This window comes from Sphingomonas sp. NCPPB 2930 (genome assembly GCF_042867205.1).
GTDB lineage: Bacteria > Pseudomonadota > Alphaproteobacteria > Sphingomonadales > Sphingomonadaceae > Sphingomonas.
The window spans coordinates 125,962-142,518 of the sequence record NZ_JBHZQU010000010.1; the positions used below are offsets into that span (position 1 = coordinate 125,962).

Consider the following 16,557-nt stretch of genomic DNA (forward strand, 5'->3'; position numbering starts at 1 on the left):
ACCGCAATCCCGGTCCGACACAGCGATTTCGCCGCATCCCGCTTGCCACCCTTTCGCAATCGAAACGGCCATCCCATCTTGCGGACAGCATCATGCGCCCACCCCTTGTGTTGCCAATTTGCAACACCATCTGACCTGGAAAGCGACAGGAACCCCAGATGAACCTCGAAAAATTTACCGACCGCGCCAAAGGCTTTCTGCAAGCCGCGCAGACCGTGGCGATCCGCAACAGCCATCAGCGCATCGCCCCCGAACATCTCCTCAAGGCGCTGATCGAGGACGATCAGGGCATGGCCGCCGGTCTGATCCAGGCAGCGGGCGGCGACGCCAAGCGCGTCGAGCGCGAGACCGATGCCGCGCTCGGCCGTATCCCCGCCGTCTCGGGCTCGGGGGCGCAGTCGTCGCCCGGCCTCGACAATGACCTGGTCCGCGTGCTCGACCAGGCCGAGCAGGTCGCGCAAAAGGCGGGCGACAGCTTCGTCACCGTCGAGCGGCTGCTGCTCGCGCTGGCGCTGGCCTCCACCACGGCGGCGGGCAAGGCGCTGGCGGCGGGCGGGGTCAATCCGCAAGGACTGAACGGCGCGATCGAACAGCTGCGCCAGGGCCGCACCGCCGACACGGCGGGGGCGGAGGACCGTTATGACGCGCTGAAGAAATTCGCCCGCGACCTCACGCAAGTGGCGCGCGACGGCAAGCTCGACCCCGTGATCGGCCGCGACGAGGAAATCCGCCGCACCATCCAGATCCTGGCGCGTCGGACCAAGAACAACCCCGCGCTGATCGGCGAACCCGGCGTCGGCAAGACCGCGATCGCCGAAGGCCTGGCGCTGCGCATCGCCAATGGCGACGTGCCCGACACGCTGAAGGACCGCAAGCTGATGGCGCTCGACATGGGCGCCCTCATCGCCGGTGCCAAATATCGCGGCGAGTTCGAGGAGCGGCTGAAGGGCGTGCTGGACGAGGTGAAGGCCGCCGAGGGCGACATCATCCTGTTCATCGATGAGATGCACACGCTGATCGGCGCGGGCAAGGGCGACGGGGCGATGGACGCCTCCAACCTGCTCAAGCCCGCTCTGGCGCGCGGCGAGCTGCACTGTGTCGGCGCGACCACGCTCGACGAATATCGCAAGTACGTCGAGAAGGATCCCGCGCTCCAGCGGCGGTTCCAGCCGGTCTTCGTCGGCGAGCCCACGGTCGAGGACACCATCTCGATCCTGCGTGGCCTGAAGGAGAAATACGAACTCCATCACGGCGTGCGCATCACCGACGGCGCGCTGGTGGCGGCGGCGACGCTGTCGAACCGCTACATCACCGACCGCTTCCTGCCCGACAAGGCGATCGACCTGATGGACGAGGCCGCCAGCCGCATCCGCATGGAGGTGGAGTCCAAGCCCGAGGAGATCGAGACGCTCGACCGTCGCATCCTGCGCCTGAAGATCGAGCGCGAGGGGCTGCGCCGCGAGAGCGACGCCGCCAGCATCGACCGGCTCGGCCATCTGGAGGAGGAACTCGCCAATCTGGAGGAACAGTCGCACGCGCTGACCCAGCGCTGGCAGGCCGAGAAGGACAAGATCGCGGGCGAGGCCAAGCTCAAGGAACAGCTCGACCAGGCACGGATCGAACTCGATCAGGCGCAGCGTAGCGGCGACCTCGCGCGGGCGGGCGAGCTGTCCTATGGCCGCATCCCGCAGCTGGAGAAGCAGCTGGCCGAGGCGCAGTCCGCGACCGAGGGCGCGATGCTGCGCGAGGAAGTCACCGCCGACGATATTGCGGGCGTGGTCAGCCGCTGGACCGGGGTGCCGGTCGACCGGATGATGCAGGGCGAACGCGAAAAGCTGCTCCGCATGGAGGAGGTGATCGGTGCGCGCGTGATCGGCCAGGAGGATGCGGTCCGCGCCGTCTCCACCGCCGTCCGCCGCGCGCGCGCCGGGCTACAGGACCCGAACCGGCCGCTGGGCAGCTTCCTGTTCCTGGGGCCCACGGGCGTCGGCAAGACCGAGCTGACCAAGGCGCTGGCCGAATTCCTGTTCGACGATCCCTCTGCGATGGTGCGCCTCGACATGAGCGAGTTCATGGAGAAGCACAGCGTCGCGCGGCTGATCGGCGCCCCTCCCGGCTATGTCGGCTATGAGGAAGGCGGCGTGCTGACCGAGGCGGTGCGGCGGCGGCCCTATCAGGTCGTGCTGTTCGACGAGGTGGAGAAGGCGCATGGCGACGTGTTCAACGTGCTGCTCCAGGTGCTGGACGACGGCCGCCTGACCGATGGCCAGGGGCGGACGGTCGACTTCTCGAACACGCTCATCATCCTGACCTCGAACCTCGGCAGCCAGTATCTGGCCAATGTCGAGGACGGGCAGAGCATCGAGAGCGTCGAGCCGCAGGTGATGGAGATCGTCCGCGCGCATTTCCGCCCCGAATTCCTCAATCGGCTGGACGAGATCATCCTGTTCCACCGGCTGGGCCAGAGCCATATGGGACCGATCGTCGACATCCAGGTCGGCCGCGTCGCCAAATTGCTCAGCGATCGCAAGATCACCCTGCACCTGACCGACGCCGCGCGCGAATGGCTGGGCCGGGTGGGCTACGACCCGGTCTATGGCGCACGCCCCTTGCGCCGCGCGGTCCAGCGGCACCTCCAGGACCCGCTGGCCGAGGAAATCCTGCGCGGGCATGTGAAGGACGGCGCGACCGTCACCGTGGATGAGGGCGACGGGAAGCTGGCGTTGTCGGTGGGGTGATTTCTCCGTGCGAAGCCGGGATGATATGCCCGGCTTCGCCCGCCCTGCCCGATCAGGCCGGGATCGGCCCGCGTCGCAGCCAGCCGGTGATCGCATAACGCCGATAGGGCGCGGCGCGGGTCACTTCCGACACGCTATGCGGTTGCGGCACCGCGAAGATGTTGAGCGTGTTGAATCGGGGCACCCAGGCTTCCGCCGCATCCCCATCCGCCTGTGTCGGGTGGAACAGCAGCAGGCCGCCCCACTCGCATCGCCATGCCGGCGTCAGGCCCAGGACATAGGCCGCCACCCTGTTCTTGCCCGCCATGCCATCGTCATGGCCGGTCAGGAAGTCCCCCGGCGCATAGGCGGTCGCCTGCGCATCGGCCATGGCGACGGCAGGGTCGCCGACGATCCTGCGCAAGAGGTCGGACACGGCCCCTTCGGACATCCAGCGACCAAAGGCCGTCAGCGGATCGTCGCTCGCCTCGCGAGCGGCGGTGCCATCGGGCGTGCGGATCGTCTCATAGCGATATTGGAACCCGGTTCGGGCACCCGCATAGACGGCATCGTCCAGCGCCTGTCGCTGCGCGGCGCTCATCCCTTCGCGCGTCGCACGATCCAGTTCGAATATCCGGTCGCCGCTGTTCACCACCTGCCGCCAATCGGTGCGCTGACGCAGATGATCGTACCACCAGCCCGCGCATTCATCGGTCAGGATATCGCGAATCCGCACCCGGCGGTCACGCGCGAAATCCCCGGCCAGACGATCCGGGTCGAGGGATGGATTGAGGTGAAGCGGGGGCAGGTTCATCACGCGATTGTTCGGCGATCCGCCACCCGCCAGCAACCCTTAACATGCGCGGCCGGTCGCGCTTGTCCGCTCCACAAAATTGGGGGCGGCTCCCGAAGGAACCGCCCCCGAGTAGGGCTCGCCGAAGCGAACCCTGGGGTTAGAAGTTGAACTTGGCGCCGGCGCGGAACTGACGGCCGAAGATGCCGTCGCCGCCCTGCACCGCGTTGTACAGATACGCGCCGTACGTGACCGGATCGATCGGAGGCAGGCGGTTGAACACGTTCAGGACGTTCACGTAGAAGGTGAACTTGTCGTTGACCTTGAACGACGCGTTCGCATCCGCCGTGATGTAGCTCTTCACGCGGCAGCCGAAATAGGCCGGCGCCTGGCCGCAATCCTTGTACGCATCGCCCTGGTCCATGGCCGACAGGTCATAGCCCGAGGTGTAGTTGACCGTACCCGTGAAGGCGAAGTTGCCGAAGTCGAAGGTGTTGACCCAGTTGCCCTTCCACTCGAACGTGCCCGAACCCGCCGTCAGGTTGAAGTTACCCAGCGTGTCGACATAGGTCTGGCGCACGCCGTTCACCGTCGTGCTCAGCTCCAGGATCAGGCTGGCATTCAGGTTGGTGTTCCAGCGGAACGTGCCGAAGTCGATGCCCTCGGACTTGATGGTCTGGGCGTTGATCAGCTGCGAACGGACGAAGGCGATCTTCGGCGTGGCGGTCGGGTTGTTGACGTCGACGGCATCCGGGATGACCTGGAACCCGGACGGGATCGCGCTGCCCGCATAATAAGCGGCGATGGCAGGCGACAGGTCGGGGGTGGTGATCGCCCCGGTCTTGCGGATGTTGTAATAGTCGACGGTCAGCGACAGGCCGCGCACCGGATCGACCTTGATGCCCGCGGTGAAGCTGCGCGACTTTTCAGGGTCGAGATTCTGCGAGGCCAGCGTCGTCTGCCCGATCGAGTAGCTGGTGATGTAGGACGAGCAGAATTGCGGCGTCTGGGCCGAGCAGATCTGGTTGGCACCCGGATTGATGCTGTACTGGCGCAGGAACGCCGCCGGGATGCTCGTCAGCTGCTGGGTCACGTAACCCGTGGTGGGCAGCGCATTCGCCTCGCCGAACGAGGGGATGCGGAAGCCGCGCGAGTAGGTGCCACGCAGCGAGACCTGGCGGATCGGCTTGAAGATCGCGCCGAACTTGGGCGAGAAGGCGCTCTGGCCGCTCGAATAATGGTCATAACGACCCGAGGCGTTGAGCGTCAGCTGGTCGAACACCGGCGCATTGACCTCGTAGAAGGCCGACGAGACGGTACGATTGCCCTGGGTGCCGAACGCGTTCAGGCGGAAATAGCGCTGGGTCGGGCCGTTCTCGTCCGAATTGGCGCTGGGCGCGTCGATCGCTTCGTAGAAGATCGAGCCGCCGACCGCGACGCGCAGGTCGCCGCCCGGCAGTGCCATGATCGCCTTGCCCAGGGTGAACTGCGCCTGCAGCAGGTCCGAGCTGTCGTTGGTGATGTTGGTCGGCGTCAGATAGTTCAGCGTCGCCTGGCTGTTCAGGCCCGGATTGACGAAGTTGTAGCTGCCGTCCTTGATCACATCGAGCAGGTGCTGGATGTAGACATAGCCGTTCTGCTCGAGACGCAGATCGGTGTGCATCGCGGTCGCGTCGAAACGATAGTCGACATCGTCGAAGATCGTACCGTGGATGCCGAAGGCGGCGCGATAGACGCGGCTGCGGGTCTGGGTCGATTCAAAGCTGCCCGGCAGCTGGCCGACCAGACGCGCGACCTGGCCCTGGGCCGCGAACGGATTGTTCGGGTTCAGCGTGCCGTTGGTCGCGTTGCACGCGCCGACGGTCGAGCGCGGGCAGATATAGATCGGCAGCGCCAGGATCGACGAGTTGGGATCGATCGAGGGCGTGGCGTTCTGCGACGTCGAATATTGCGGGAACAGGATACCGGCCGGCGCATTGGCGCGGATCACCGTGGGGGTGCCGGTATAGCTGGTCGTCGCCTGCTGGAAATTGACCTGCAGATAGGCTTCCGACGTGTCACCGATCTTGGCGGTGAAGCGCGCCGAACCGCCGATACGCTCGATGTCCGGGGTGATATTACCGTACCGATTCTGGCCGTCGACCTGGCAGACGGTGCCCGGTGCGGTCGCGTTGGCGGGCAGCGCGAGTTCGGCCGCGGTCGGGTTGTACGGGTTACCGGTCAGACAGCCCGCCGACGGGTTCAGCAGCTGATAGCGGCCGAGCGCGGTGGTGTTGGTCGCATCCGCCGGACGAACATAGAAGTTCGGCGTGTTGATCGCGAAGCCGTTGGTGTACTGGTTGTTCTGATCCAGGCCGTTGGCGATGTTGTTGGGGCCGCAGACCAGCGTGCCGGTGCGGCTGGAGCAGATGCCGCGCTCGTCGCTCGAATTATACGGTGCGGGCAGCTGACGCGCCTTCACGCCTTCCGAGCGGTAGTAGAAGCCGCTGATATAGGCGTTATAGCCCTGCTCATCGAGGTCGCCGGTGCCGGCGGTCAGCGACAGGCGCTGGTTGGCGTTATAGCCGCGCTCGGAGATACCGGCCTCGGCGCGGCCCATGATACCCTTCACCGAACGCTTGGTGATGATGTTCACCACGCCCGCGATCGCGTCGGCGCCATAGCTCGACGAAGCGCCGTCGCGCAGCACTTCGACGCGGTCGACGATGTCGTCGGGAATGGTGTTCAGATCGACGAAGTTGCGCGTGCCGTCATCCGACAGCGGGTAATAGGCGGCGCGCAGGCCGTCGAACAGCACCAGCGTCGAGTTGGTCGACAGGCCGCGCAGCGACACCGACGACGCGCCGGTCGCGAATGCGCCATTGGCCGTGAACGAGTTGGTCAGCGCCGGGCCGTTGTTCGATGCCAGCGCCTGGATACCGGCCTGCACCGTGTTGATGCCGCGCACGTCGAGATTCTCGGCGGTGATGGTCGACACCGGCGACGGGCCGACATCGGCGCCGCGGATGATCGAGCCGGTGACGACGATATCGCCGCTCGTGCCCGCATTCGCCTGCTCGGCGCCCTGAGCGACCTGCGCATTGTTCTCGGCATTCTGGCTCGCGGCAGGCGCGGTCTGCGCCAGTGCGGGCGCGCCCAACAGCATCGACAGCGGCGCAACGGTCGCCAGCAAGCCAAGCTTGCGCTGACCGATCCATGAATTGGTCATGTTTACTACCCCTCTTGTTTTTACCCGACCGACCTTGGGCTCGGCGGCTCCCCACCCTGGTGAAACAAAAATTGCGTTTCTTGATGGAATGTTGCTTGATTGAGAGGAACTTACGCCGCTGTAAAGTCCGGAATAGCGCCACAATCGCATCAAGCGTACGTGTGTCGCAAAAATGACACAACCACTTCCACATTGGCCTATCCGGGTACTGGCGCATCACATGACACAAGGATGACATGTTTCTGAATGCAAACGATATGACAATATCCCTGACGCTTGTGCGGCAAGTGATCGTAGGGACAACCGTCAGTATCGGACGCGGGGCAAGCCCGGATCGGGGGGTTATCAGGTCCCGGAATGGGTTACCGGCAAGATCCGCCCGCATGGTCAGCGTGCAGCCATGGCGAGGCCAATATCGCTCGATCAGAACGTGATGATAAAATGACGTCGCCGACAGCAGAATGGGCGCCTTGATAGGACCGCCCAAGGCCTATTCCGCCACTTGACCCGTTCACCAGTCCTCTGACCCGATCAAGAACGGCAAACAGGATTTTGGACACCGCCTGCGCTTGGAGGCGGAAAATCCAGACAGTGCATCGCGTGAATCGACCTGACCTGCGAGGCCTCGCAGCCATGGGTCGGTCATGTTGTCGCAGGTGAAGACCTCACCTTGCAACCAGGCTCACCTCCCGCGACGCGGGGCCCCGGTCCGGCAGCGTGGTCCACAGCGTCGTGCGGATATCACGCGGGGCACCCCCATGGCCTCCCTCGCCTTCGTCCTGCGAACAGGCAAAAAGCCGCCGAGCTTATGGAGGACCGATCAATCGGCATCGTAGGATATAGCCAAAAAAATGGGCGGCAGATCATTGACCTGCCGCCCGCGAAATTTCGCCGATGAATAGCGATAATTAGAAGGTGAAACGAACCGACGCGAAGAAATCACGTCCCAGCACGTCATAGACGCCCGGATAAGTGTTCGACTGCTCCTGGTTCAAGCCCAGGACCTTCGGCTTCTTGTCGAACAAGTTGTTCACGCCAATCGCGAAGTTCATGTTGTTGGTAACATCGAACGCAAACGTCAGATCGAACACGTCATAAGCGGGAATACGCTCGACGAAGTAGGTCGTATCCGGATCGTCGTCGCGAACACCCGACAGATGGCGCCAACGCACGCTAATGGTCGACGGACCATCGAGCAACGATGCGCGGCTCGCCCACTTCCAACGCGGCGTCGGGCTTCCACAGGCCAGTGAACCGAAGGCTCCGGCGCACTTGTTGTTCAGATCCGGTGCCGTGGCGACCGGCGTCAGGGTATTCTTGCCGGTATAGGTGCCTTGGAACGAGAAGTTCAGGCGGCTGACCTGCTCCCCGCCGAAAACCGAGAAGCCCAGCTTGGTGGCGTAATCCACGGCAAGGTCGACACCCTCGACTTCCAGCTTACCGACATTGGCGTTCAGCAACGACGGGAGGTTCTCGCCGTCAAACTGGCCCAGTGCATTCCGCTTGCCGACGAAGACCTGGCAATATGGGCTGCTGATGTTTTGGAAGACATTATAGCAAAGGCTGAGGGAATTGCCGAGACCGCCGCCAAAGGTGCTGATCGCATCCTTGACCTTGATGTTGAAGTAGTCGGCTTTGATCGTCAAACCGCGGATGAAGGACGGCTGGATTACCGCGCCCGCCGTGATGCTGTCCGACACTTCCTGCTTCAGGTTCGGGTTACCACCAAAAACGCCTTGGATCTGCGAGTTGATCTGGGTGCTGGCCTGCCCAACCGCCGATGCAGGAACGCCAGTCGCGATGCAAAGAGCTCGAATGGTCGCATTACTCGCCGCCGAAGCCAACGAGCAGGGATCGGTTGCGGTCGGGAAGCCGACTGCGGCGCCCTGATACAATTCGGCGATGTTCGGCGCACGAACCGCGCGCTGGTATTGGGCGCGGAAGGTGATGTCCCGGATTGGCGCCCACTGGGCATCCGCCGCATAGGTCCAGACGTTGCCCACGCCACCCAGCGAATAGCTGGAATAGCGACCTGCACCACCCAGTTCGAGGCGGTGGAAGAACGGGCGGTCCGCAACGATCGGCACGCGCAATTCGCCAAAGACTTCCTTGACGTTGTAGCTACCGTTGGTGGGATCACCGGCGTTGAAGCCGATCACGTCACCGGACGACAGCGCCGTGTCGGGCACGAATTCGGCCGACATCTTGCGATATTCGCCGCCCAGAGCGAAGCCGACATCACCGGCCCCCAGGCCCAGATTGAAAAGCGAGCCGGACACGGAGGCGTTGGCCACCTGCAGCACCGACATATCGCTGTTCTGTGCCACGATCGAGATTTGATCGACCATCGCCTTGGTCAGGGTACCCGGACCGAAGATATTGATCGCGTTCGCCGAACCGTTCAGGCCCGCCTGGAACGCCGACTTGGAGATATTGCCGGCCTGAATGTTCGAGTTGCGGGTCCGCGCATAGGAATAATATGCGTCGTAGTTCAGAGCGTCGGTGATGGCACCACGAACGCCGACGAGCAGGCGAAATGCGTTACGCTCGTCGAGCGAATTGCGCGACCCGGTTTCATTGACACGGCGCTGGATAGCGAGCGGGACAATGCCATCGCCCACCGTGTTACCGGACGCCGCGACGGCATCCAGCGCACGGAGCGCCGCCACGTCATTTGCCGACAGGAACGGCGAAACGGCGTTGATGTTGACTTGATACGTACCCGTGACCGGGGTCGGTGCCAGTTCGTTGGCAACGCGGTTGTTGACGAACGTCGCCTCGACATAGGCCGTGTGCCCGTCCTTGAACTCATAATCCGCATAGCCGCCGAGGAGGTAACGCTCCTGCGGGACCATCAGATAATTGTCGACCGCATAGTTATAGAGGTCGGTCGAGGTCCGACGACGGCTGACGCCCGGCGCAGTGAAAAAGGCACCCGGCGAACAGAAGACGTTACCCGTCGGGCAGACGGACGATCCATAAGTGGAGGTGACGCGGCCGTTCGGGGTGGTCGACGACCCGCCAGCCACCAAGCCGGTCGGATTGCCGTTGGCGTCGAAATTCTCCTGCTGGGCGACTCGCGAGAAGTCACGCGCGCCCTGGAAAATCGAGGCACGGTTGTAATATTCGCCATAAACCGTCGCATGGCCGCGATCACCGAGTTCGCCGCCGATCGCGACATAACCCTCATAGCGACGGCCATCGCCGCGCTCGGTGATGCCATATTGGCCACCGGCGATCACGCCGTTCAGGTTGTTGCGCAGACGAAAATTGACGACGCCAGCCAGCGCGTCCGACCCGTAAACGGCCGATGCACCACCGGTCACCACGTCCACACCTTCCAGCAGGAAGGCCGGAATGGTGTTCAGATCGACAACCTGCGAGGTGTCGTAGGAGACCCAGCGACGGCCATTGACCAGCACCATGGTACGCTGCGAGCCCAGACCACGCAGGTTCAGCGTCGACACGCCGCCACCCGGGTTGTTCGAGAAGGCCGTCGAACCCGGGATCACCTGCGGCAGGGTGTTGATGACCTGCTCGACGTTCACGGTGCCGGAAAGCTGGAACTCTTCCTGGCCCACGACCGCAATCGGAGCGGCCGTCTGCAGGTCACGCCGCGCGATGCGCGAACCGGTGACGACGACTTCGCCGCTTTCCGGCTGCTGCGTTGCGGCGGAGGTGGAGACATCGGCGTTACCGCCGGTGGCCGGCGCCGTCTGCGCCTGAGCGGCCGTGCCAGCCGCGAAAGCCCCCAGCATGAACGTCGTCGCGAGCAAGCGCGAACGCATTCCCTTCATATACTAGCCCCTTTTTTTGTTCATCCGTCTTCGCGGATCGGCGATGCTCACACGAAGACCGTGCGCCATCGACTGGGTTAAGGTTTATGCAATAGTTTTGACATCAGGCAACAATCTAACACGCATAAACAGCAAAAATGACGTGGCTTTTAGCAATCTAGTGACAAAACTGACACAGGGCGTGTCGGATCATAGGAAGGGTAGACGGCGGAAAATGACCCAAAAAACACCCAAAAAAGCTATACACGTCATAGCTTTAGCGATCACGATTCTGGGCGCCTGCCCCGCTGCGGCGCAGAATGCGCCGGATAGCGGGCAGTCGGCGTTGCTGATCGACAAGATCACGGCTTGTCGCGCGATCGCCGATGCGGGTCGACGGCTGACCTGTTTCGACCAAGCGGCAACCGCGCTTGCCAAGGCGCGCAGCGAACGACAGATGGTCGTGCTCGACCGGGGCGAGGTTCGGCAGAAGCGGCAATCGCTGTTCGGCTTGCGCCTGCCGGAGATTCAGCTGTTCGGCCGCGAGGAAGCCAAGGAGCCGGAAATCCGCGAGGTCCGCTCCAAGGTGGTTCGACTCGCCCCATTCGGGCGGGATCAATGGACCGTCTGGCTGGACCAGGGCGGCGTCTGGCGCACGACCGAAAAGGCGCGATTCGATCCGGAGGTCGGTCAGCCGGTGCGGATCTTCAAGGCGGCGATGGGCAGTTTCCGGGCCTCGTTCAACGGCAACCTAGCGGTACGGATCGAACGAGTGGAATGACCCCCCTCACCCCATCGGCCCCGTCACCAGCAGCGGGTCGAGCTTACGTCCGCGCCATTGCAGGCTCCAGTGGAGGTGCGGGCCGGTGGCGCGGCCCGTGGCGCCGACCGCGCCGATGGGTTGGCCCTGGCGGACATGGTCGCCGGGGCGGACGTCGATGCGCGCCAGATGCAGGAAGGCGCTGTTGAGACCCTGGCCGTGGTCGAGCATCAGCAGATGCCCCTCCAGCGTGAAGGGCGTGTCCGCCGCCAGGATCACGACGCCGTCGGCGGGTGCGCGGACGATCGTGCCGGTGGCGGCGGCGATGTCGGTGCCGGAGTGATAGCTGCCCGGCTCGCCACGATAGATTCGCTGCGCCCCGAACAGGCCGGAGATGCGACCCCGGACCGGCCATATCAGCGGCTGACGCCAGCCCTCCGCATCGGTGACCTGGGCACGGGCGGCGCGGATCCGGTCGAGCTCGGGCGGGCGCAGCCGCTGGAATTCGGGATCGGGGACGGGATATTTGGGCAGGCGGTCGAGCCGCTCGATCCGCCAGGCGCGCGGCGCGACGGTCAGGCTCTGGCGCAACTGGCGACCGTCCGCCAGCGTCGCGACCAGTTCGGCGGCGGGTCCGGCGTCGCGGTCGAACCCGATCAGGAAGGCCCCGTCCGGCGTGAGCGGCACATCCTGTCCGTCGAGCGTCATCGCGACCGTGCCCGCGGGCGCCTGTCCCCGGATCAACCCGCCCTGGCTGAGTTCGCCGGTCCAGCGGAACGCCGAGCGGGCGGCGGCGGACACCGCGACGGTCTGCGCCGGAACCGGGGACAGGCCCAGCCCCGCGACCAGCAGCCCCAGCGCGACACCGCCCGCCTTCCTCATTGCGGGGCGAGCACCTGCGCGGTGGCATGCGCATCGGCATAGGCTTCCTGTCGGCTGGCGCTCCAATATTTCAGCTCCTCGAGCGGGATGCGACGGCCGGTCACCGCGCAGACGACATGGTCGCCCGGCGACAGGACGCGAAAGCCATTGGCCAGATAATGGAGCCGCGCGGGGCGATCGGTGTTCGACATCAGCATCTTCGTCACTTTCGGGTCAAAGGAGCGTGGGCTGGTCCGGCCGGGATTGATCCGGCCTGGGCTCCCGTTTGGGCTTGTCATAGGTTTTGGGGGCGGGGCGCTCAACCCCGGCCCGGCTAACGTCCCCGTCCACCGCGACATCGACCATGCCGTCGCGGAAACGCAGCGTCAGCGTGTCCGCCGCGCGCGCCGCCTCGGCCGAGGACAAGGTCTCGCCGCCGGGCCGCGCGGTGATCCGGGCATAGCCGCGCTCCAGGATCCGGTCGGGGTTGAGCGACTGGACCAGCCGCCAGGTCGAGGCCAGCCGGTCGCGCCCGCGCTCGACCTGGCGCTCGAGGATCGCCGGGCGCAGCGCCGCGCCCGCGCGGTCCAGCCCGCCGCGCGCCAGCGTCACCCGCCGCTCCAGCCCGCGATCGAGCCGCACCCCCGCCTCGTCGGCGCGCTGGCGCTGGGGTCCCAGCAGCTGGTCGCGCTTGGGCAGAAGGCGGGCCATGGCGTCCAGCCGCTCGCGCCCGCGCTCGACATAGCGGCGCGCGCAGCGTTCGGTCCGCTGGCGGTGGCTCGCCACGGTCAGGCGCAGGTCGGCCAGCACCGGCACCGCGATCTCCGCCGCCGCCGTGGGCGTCGGCGCGCGCAGGTCGGCGGCATAGTCGCACAGCGTCGTGTCGGTCTCATGCCCCACCGCCGAGATGATCGGGATCGTGCATTCCGCGACCGCGCGGACCACCACCTCTTCGTTGAACGACCACAGATCCTCGATCGAGCCGCCGCCGCGCGCGACGATCACCAGATCGGGGCGCGGCACCGGGCCGCCGGGTTCGATCGCGTCGAAGCCCCGGATCGCAGCGGCGACCTCCCTGGCCGAGCCCTCGCCCTGCACCTTGACCGGCCAAACGATGACATGGGTGGGACAGCGATCCTCCAGCCGGTGGAGGATGTCGCGGATCACCGCGCCGGTCGGCGAGGTGACGACCCCGATCACCGGCGGCATGAAGGGCAAGGGCTTTTTCCGCTCGCGCGCGAACAGCCCCTCGCCCGCCAGCTTCGCCTTCAGCTTCTCGAACAGGGCCATCAGCGCGCCCGCCCCCGCCAACTCCATCCGCTCGACGACGATCTGGTATTTGGACCGGCCGGGGAAGGTGGTCAGGCGGCCGGTGGCGATGACCTCCACCCCGTCCTGCGGCTGGAAGGGCAAGCCGTTTGCCGCCCCCTTCCACATCACCGCGTCGATGACGGCATTCTCGTCCTTCAGGCTCATATAGACATGGCCCGAGGTGGCGCGCTTATATCCCGAAATCTCGCCGCGCAGGCGGACATGGCCGAACTCGCCCTCCACCATCCGCTTCAGCTTCAGGCTGAGTTCGCCGACCGACAGCGCGAGCGCGTTGTCGCCGGCGATCTCCTCGGCTACCAGCCTCGAACTTTCGTCATAGGGATAAGGATCGGGCATGAACGTCCTGCTGCTGGGATCGGGGGGCCGCGAACATGCGCTGGCATGGAAGCTGGCCCAGTCGCACGGGTTAGATACGCTCTACGCCGCGCCCGGCAACCCCGGTATCGCCGCGCATGCGACCTGCGTCGGCTTGGACGCGACCGATCACGCCGCCGTGGTGGCGTTCGTGAAGGAACATGCCATCGGCCTGGTCGTGGTCGGGCCCGAGGCGCCGCTGGTCGACGGGCTGGCCGATTCGCTGCGCGCCGAGGGCGTGCCGGTGTTCGGCCCGAGCAAGGCCGCCGCGCAGCTGGAGGGTTCCAAGGGCTTTACCAAGGACCTGTGCCGCCGCGCCGACATCCCGACCGCGGGCTATGTCCGCGTCTCGACCCTCGCCGACGCGCAGGCGGCGCTCGCCACGACCTTCGGCCTGCCCGTCGTCATCAAGGCCGATGGACTGGCGGCGGGCAAGGGCGTGACCGTCGCCTTCACCCGCGCCGAGGCCGATGCCGCGATCGCCGACCTGTTCTCCGTCCCCGGCGCCGAAGTCGTGATCGAGGAATTCCTGGCGGGCGAGGAGGCCAGCCTCTTCGTCCTGACCGATGGCGAGGCGCTCCTCCCCTTCGGCTCGGCGCAGGATCACAAGCGCGTCGGCGATGGCGATACCGGCCCCAATACCGGCGGCATGGGCGCCTATAGCCCCGCGCGCGTCCTGACCCCGGAGCTGGAGCGCCAGGCGATCGACCGGATCGTCCGCCCCACCGTGGATACGCTGCGCGCCGAAGGGACGCCCTTTTCGGGCGTACTCTATGCCGGGCTGATGCTGACCGAGCAGGGGCCCAAGCTGATCGAATATAATGCGCGGTTCGGCGACCCCGAATGCCAGGTGCTGATGCTGCGCTTCCAGGGCGATCTGCTGGCGGTGATGCTGGCGGTGGCCGAGGGGCGGCTGGCCGAGCTGCCCGCGCCCGCCTTCTCGGACGATCCCGCGCTGACCGTGGTGATGGCGGCTTCGGGCTATCCCGGCACGCCCAGCGCGGGCGGGAGCATCGATGCGATCGACGCCGCCGAGGCGACCGGCGCGGTCGTGTTCCAGGCAGGCACCCGGTTGGACGGCGAGCAGCTGGTCGCCAGCGGCGGCCGCGTGCTGGCCGTCACCGCCAGCGCCGCCACCGTGGGCGAGGCGCAGGCCGCCGCCTATCGCGCGGTCGATGCGATCCGCTTCCCCGACGGCTTCTGCCGCCGCGACATCGGCTGGCGCGAGGTCGCGCGGGAGGCCGATGCACAGGGAACCGAGGCCAGAGCCTGACGATTGGGCTCGCGATCGGGGCGATGGGACAATAGGGTAAGGCGATGAACGAGACTTCTGCGACGGCGCAAAGCCTGATCCCCGATGGCGTGGCGACCATCACCACCATCCATTTCGCCCTGATCGCGCTGGTCGCGGTGGCGGCGATCGCGGTCATCCTGATCGGGATGCGGCTCAAGCATCGCCGGAACAAGGCCACCCGCCAGGTCGAGGACAATGCCGAGGAAGCGGGCGTCGCGCTCCGCCAGCCCGACAGCGCCCCGATCCGCGAAGCCGCGCTGACGCAGCCCCGGCCCGTTCCGGAACCCCAGCCTGTTCCGGAACCCGCACCAGCGCCTGCACCCGCTCCGGCTCCGGCAGCCCCGCCGCCGCCCCCGGTCATGCCCGCCCCTGCGGCACCGGAGGAATCGCCGGTGGCGGACGAGCCGCTGAACGCCGAGCCGGTCGCCGCAGCCGCCCCGTTGGCCGCCAGCCCCGCCGCCGAGGCTGCTCCGCAACCTGCTCCGGCCCAGGCCGCGCGACCCGAGGATCAGCCGATCACGCTACTCAAGGGCCTGGGGCCCAAGCTGACCCAAAAGCTGGCCGAACATGGCATCACCACGGTCGGCGACATGGCGGGGCTGAGCGAGGCGCAGGCCCAGTCGCTCGACGCGCAACTGGGGCCGTTTTCGGGCCGGATGGCGCGGGACCGCTGGCTGGAGCAGGCGCGACTGCTGGCGGCGGGCGATCGTGCGGGCTTCGAGGCGGTGTTCGGCAGGCTCTGACGGAACGGGGGCTTTGCCGGTCGGTTGAGGTGCGATGACGACACTCGATCCCGCCACCACCGCACTCATCCTCATCGACCTGCAACAGGGCATCGTCCCGCGCGCCGGTGGCCCCCGCTCAGGGGACGAGGTCGTGGCCACCGCCAAGGCGCTCGCCGCCCGATTCCGCGCGGCGGGTGCGCCGGTCGTGCTGGTCCATGTCGGCTTCACGCCCGAGACGATGCCCAGCCAGGCGGTCGACCGCCCCAGCCTGCCGCCCGAGGGCACCCCGCCCGACTTCAGCGAACTGGTCCCCGGCCTGGTCGAGCCTGGCGACATCGTGGTGCTCAAGCATCACTGGGGCGCTTTCACCGGCACCGACCTGGACCTGCAACTGCGCCGGCGCGGGGTGCGAACGGTGGTGATTGCGGGCATCTCGACCAATATGGGCGTCGAATCGACCGCGCGTTCGGCGTGGGAGCTGTCCTATGACGTGGTCATCGCCGAAGATGCCTGCGCGTCACGGTCGAGCGAACTCCACGCCTTTGCGGTCGATCATATCCTGCCGCTGATCGCGCGCGTGGTGGCGTCCGGGGATATTCGGTTGGAAGGTTGAGTCCCGCCATCAATCCCACCCATGGCGGATCGCCATTCAGTATTGCATCTTCTTCCCTCTCCCCTGGACAGGGGAGAGGGTTAGCGAAGCTTGCCAGCCTGCTGGCTAGCGCAGCTTGGGTGAG

At 66.0% G+C, this 16,557-nt stretch carries 11 protein-coding genes; 5 read left to right on the plus strand and 6 right to left on the minus strand.

Features of this window, described 5'->3' with window-relative positions:
• Nucleotides 1–158 precede the first annotated feature (158 nt).
• Nucleotides 159–2,738, plus strand: a complete 2,580-nt coding sequence (gene clpB, locus ACFX59_RS12910) for an ATP-dependent chaperone ClpB (protein ID WP_387432674.1) — start codon at nucleotides 159–161, stop codon at nucleotides 2,736–2,738.
• Nucleotides 2,739–2,790: 52 nt separating this feature from the next.
• Here the strand turns inward: clpB and ACFX59_RS12915 are convergent, their stop codons facing one another.
• The 3 genes from ACFX59_RS12915 to ACFX59_RS12925 form a co-directional block, all read right to left on the minus strand.
• Nucleotides 2,791–3,531: a 2OG-Fe(II) oxygenase gene (locus ACFX59_RS12915; RefSeq protein WP_387432675.1), complete on the minus strand. Its 741-nt coding sequence runs from the start codon at nucleotides 3,529–3,531 to the stop codon at nucleotides 2,791–2,793.
• Nucleotides 3,532–3,670: 139 nt separating this feature from the next.
• Entirely contained in the window at nucleotides 3,671–6,718 is a 3,048-nt protein-coding gene (locus tag ACFX59_RS12920) for a TonB-dependent receptor domain-containing protein (protein WP_387432677.1), read from the minus strand.
• Nucleotides 6,719–7,626: 908 nt separating this feature from the next.
• Nucleotides 7,627–10,515: a TonB-dependent receptor domain-containing protein gene (locus tag ACFX59_RS12925; protein ID WP_309691646.1), complete on the minus strand. Its 2,889-nt coding sequence runs from the start codon at nucleotides 10,513–10,515 to the stop codon at nucleotides 7,627–7,629.
• Between the two features lie 97 nt (nucleotides 10,516–10,612).
• Between ACFX59_RS12925 and ACFX59_RS12930 the strand changes: the two genes are divergently transcribed.
• On the plus strand, nucleotides 10,613–11,275 hold the full coding sequence (locus ACFX59_RS12930; protein ID WP_387432679.1) for a hypothetical protein: 663 nt from the start codon (nucleotides 10,613–10,615) through the stop codon (nucleotides 11,273–11,275).
• Between the two features lie 6 nt (nucleotides 11,276–11,281).
• On the opposite strand, the gene ACFX59_RS12935 is transcribed toward ACFX59_RS12930, so the two are convergent.
• Genes ACFX59_RS12935 through xseA form a run of 3 tightly spaced genes read right to left on the minus strand, consistent with a single transcriptional unit; the run spans nucleotide 11,282 to nucleotide 13,783 of the window.
• Nucleotides 11,282–12,136 carry a M23 family metallopeptidase gene (locus tag ACFX59_RS12935; protein WP_387432680.1) on the minus strand — a complete coding sequence of 285 codons (855 nt, stop codon included), beginning with the start codon at nucleotides 12,134–12,136 and terminating at the stop codon, nucleotides 11,282–11,284.
• Nucleotides 12,133–12,333: a DUF2093 domain-containing protein gene (locus tag ACFX59_RS12940; RefSeq protein WP_387432690.1), complete on the minus strand. Its 201-nt coding sequence runs from the start codon at nucleotides 12,331–12,333 to the stop codon at nucleotides 12,133–12,135. Before ACFX59_RS12940 ends, ACFX59_RS12935 begins: the two co-directional genes overlap by 4 nt.
• A 16-nt stretch (nucleotides 12,334–12,349) precedes the next feature.
• Nucleotides 12,350–13,783: an exodeoxyribonuclease VII large subunit gene (gene xseA, locus ACFX59_RS12945; protein WP_387432681.1), complete on the minus strand. Its 1,434-nt coding sequence runs from the start codon at nucleotides 13,781–13,783 to the stop codon at nucleotides 12,350–12,352.
• Here xseA and purD point away from each other — a divergent pair.
• The 3 genes from purD to ACFX59_RS12960 are packed head-to-tail and all read left to right on the plus strand — an operon-like array spanning nucleotide 13,782 to nucleotide 16,433.
• Nucleotides 13,782–15,074: a phosphoribosylamine--glycine ligase gene (purD, locus tag ACFX59_RS12950; RefSeq protein ID WP_387432683.1), complete on the plus strand. Its 1,293-nt coding sequence runs from the start codon at nucleotides 13,782–13,784 to the stop codon at nucleotides 15,072–15,074. The genes xseA and purD overlap by 2 nt on opposite strands.
• A 44-nt stretch (nucleotides 15,075–15,118) precedes the next feature.
• A complete protein-coding gene (locus ACFX59_RS12955) occupies nucleotides 15,119–15,838 on the plus strand; it encodes a hypothetical protein (RefSeq protein ID WP_309691636.1) in 720 nt (239 codons plus the stop codon).
• A 34-nt stretch (nucleotides 15,839–15,872) separates the two neighbouring features.
• A complete protein-coding gene (locus ACFX59_RS12960) occupies nucleotides 15,873–16,433 on the plus strand; it encodes a hydrolase (protein WP_387432685.1) in 561 nt (186 codons plus the stop codon).
• The last annotated feature ends 124 nt before the right edge of the window (nucleotides 16,434–16,557 follow it).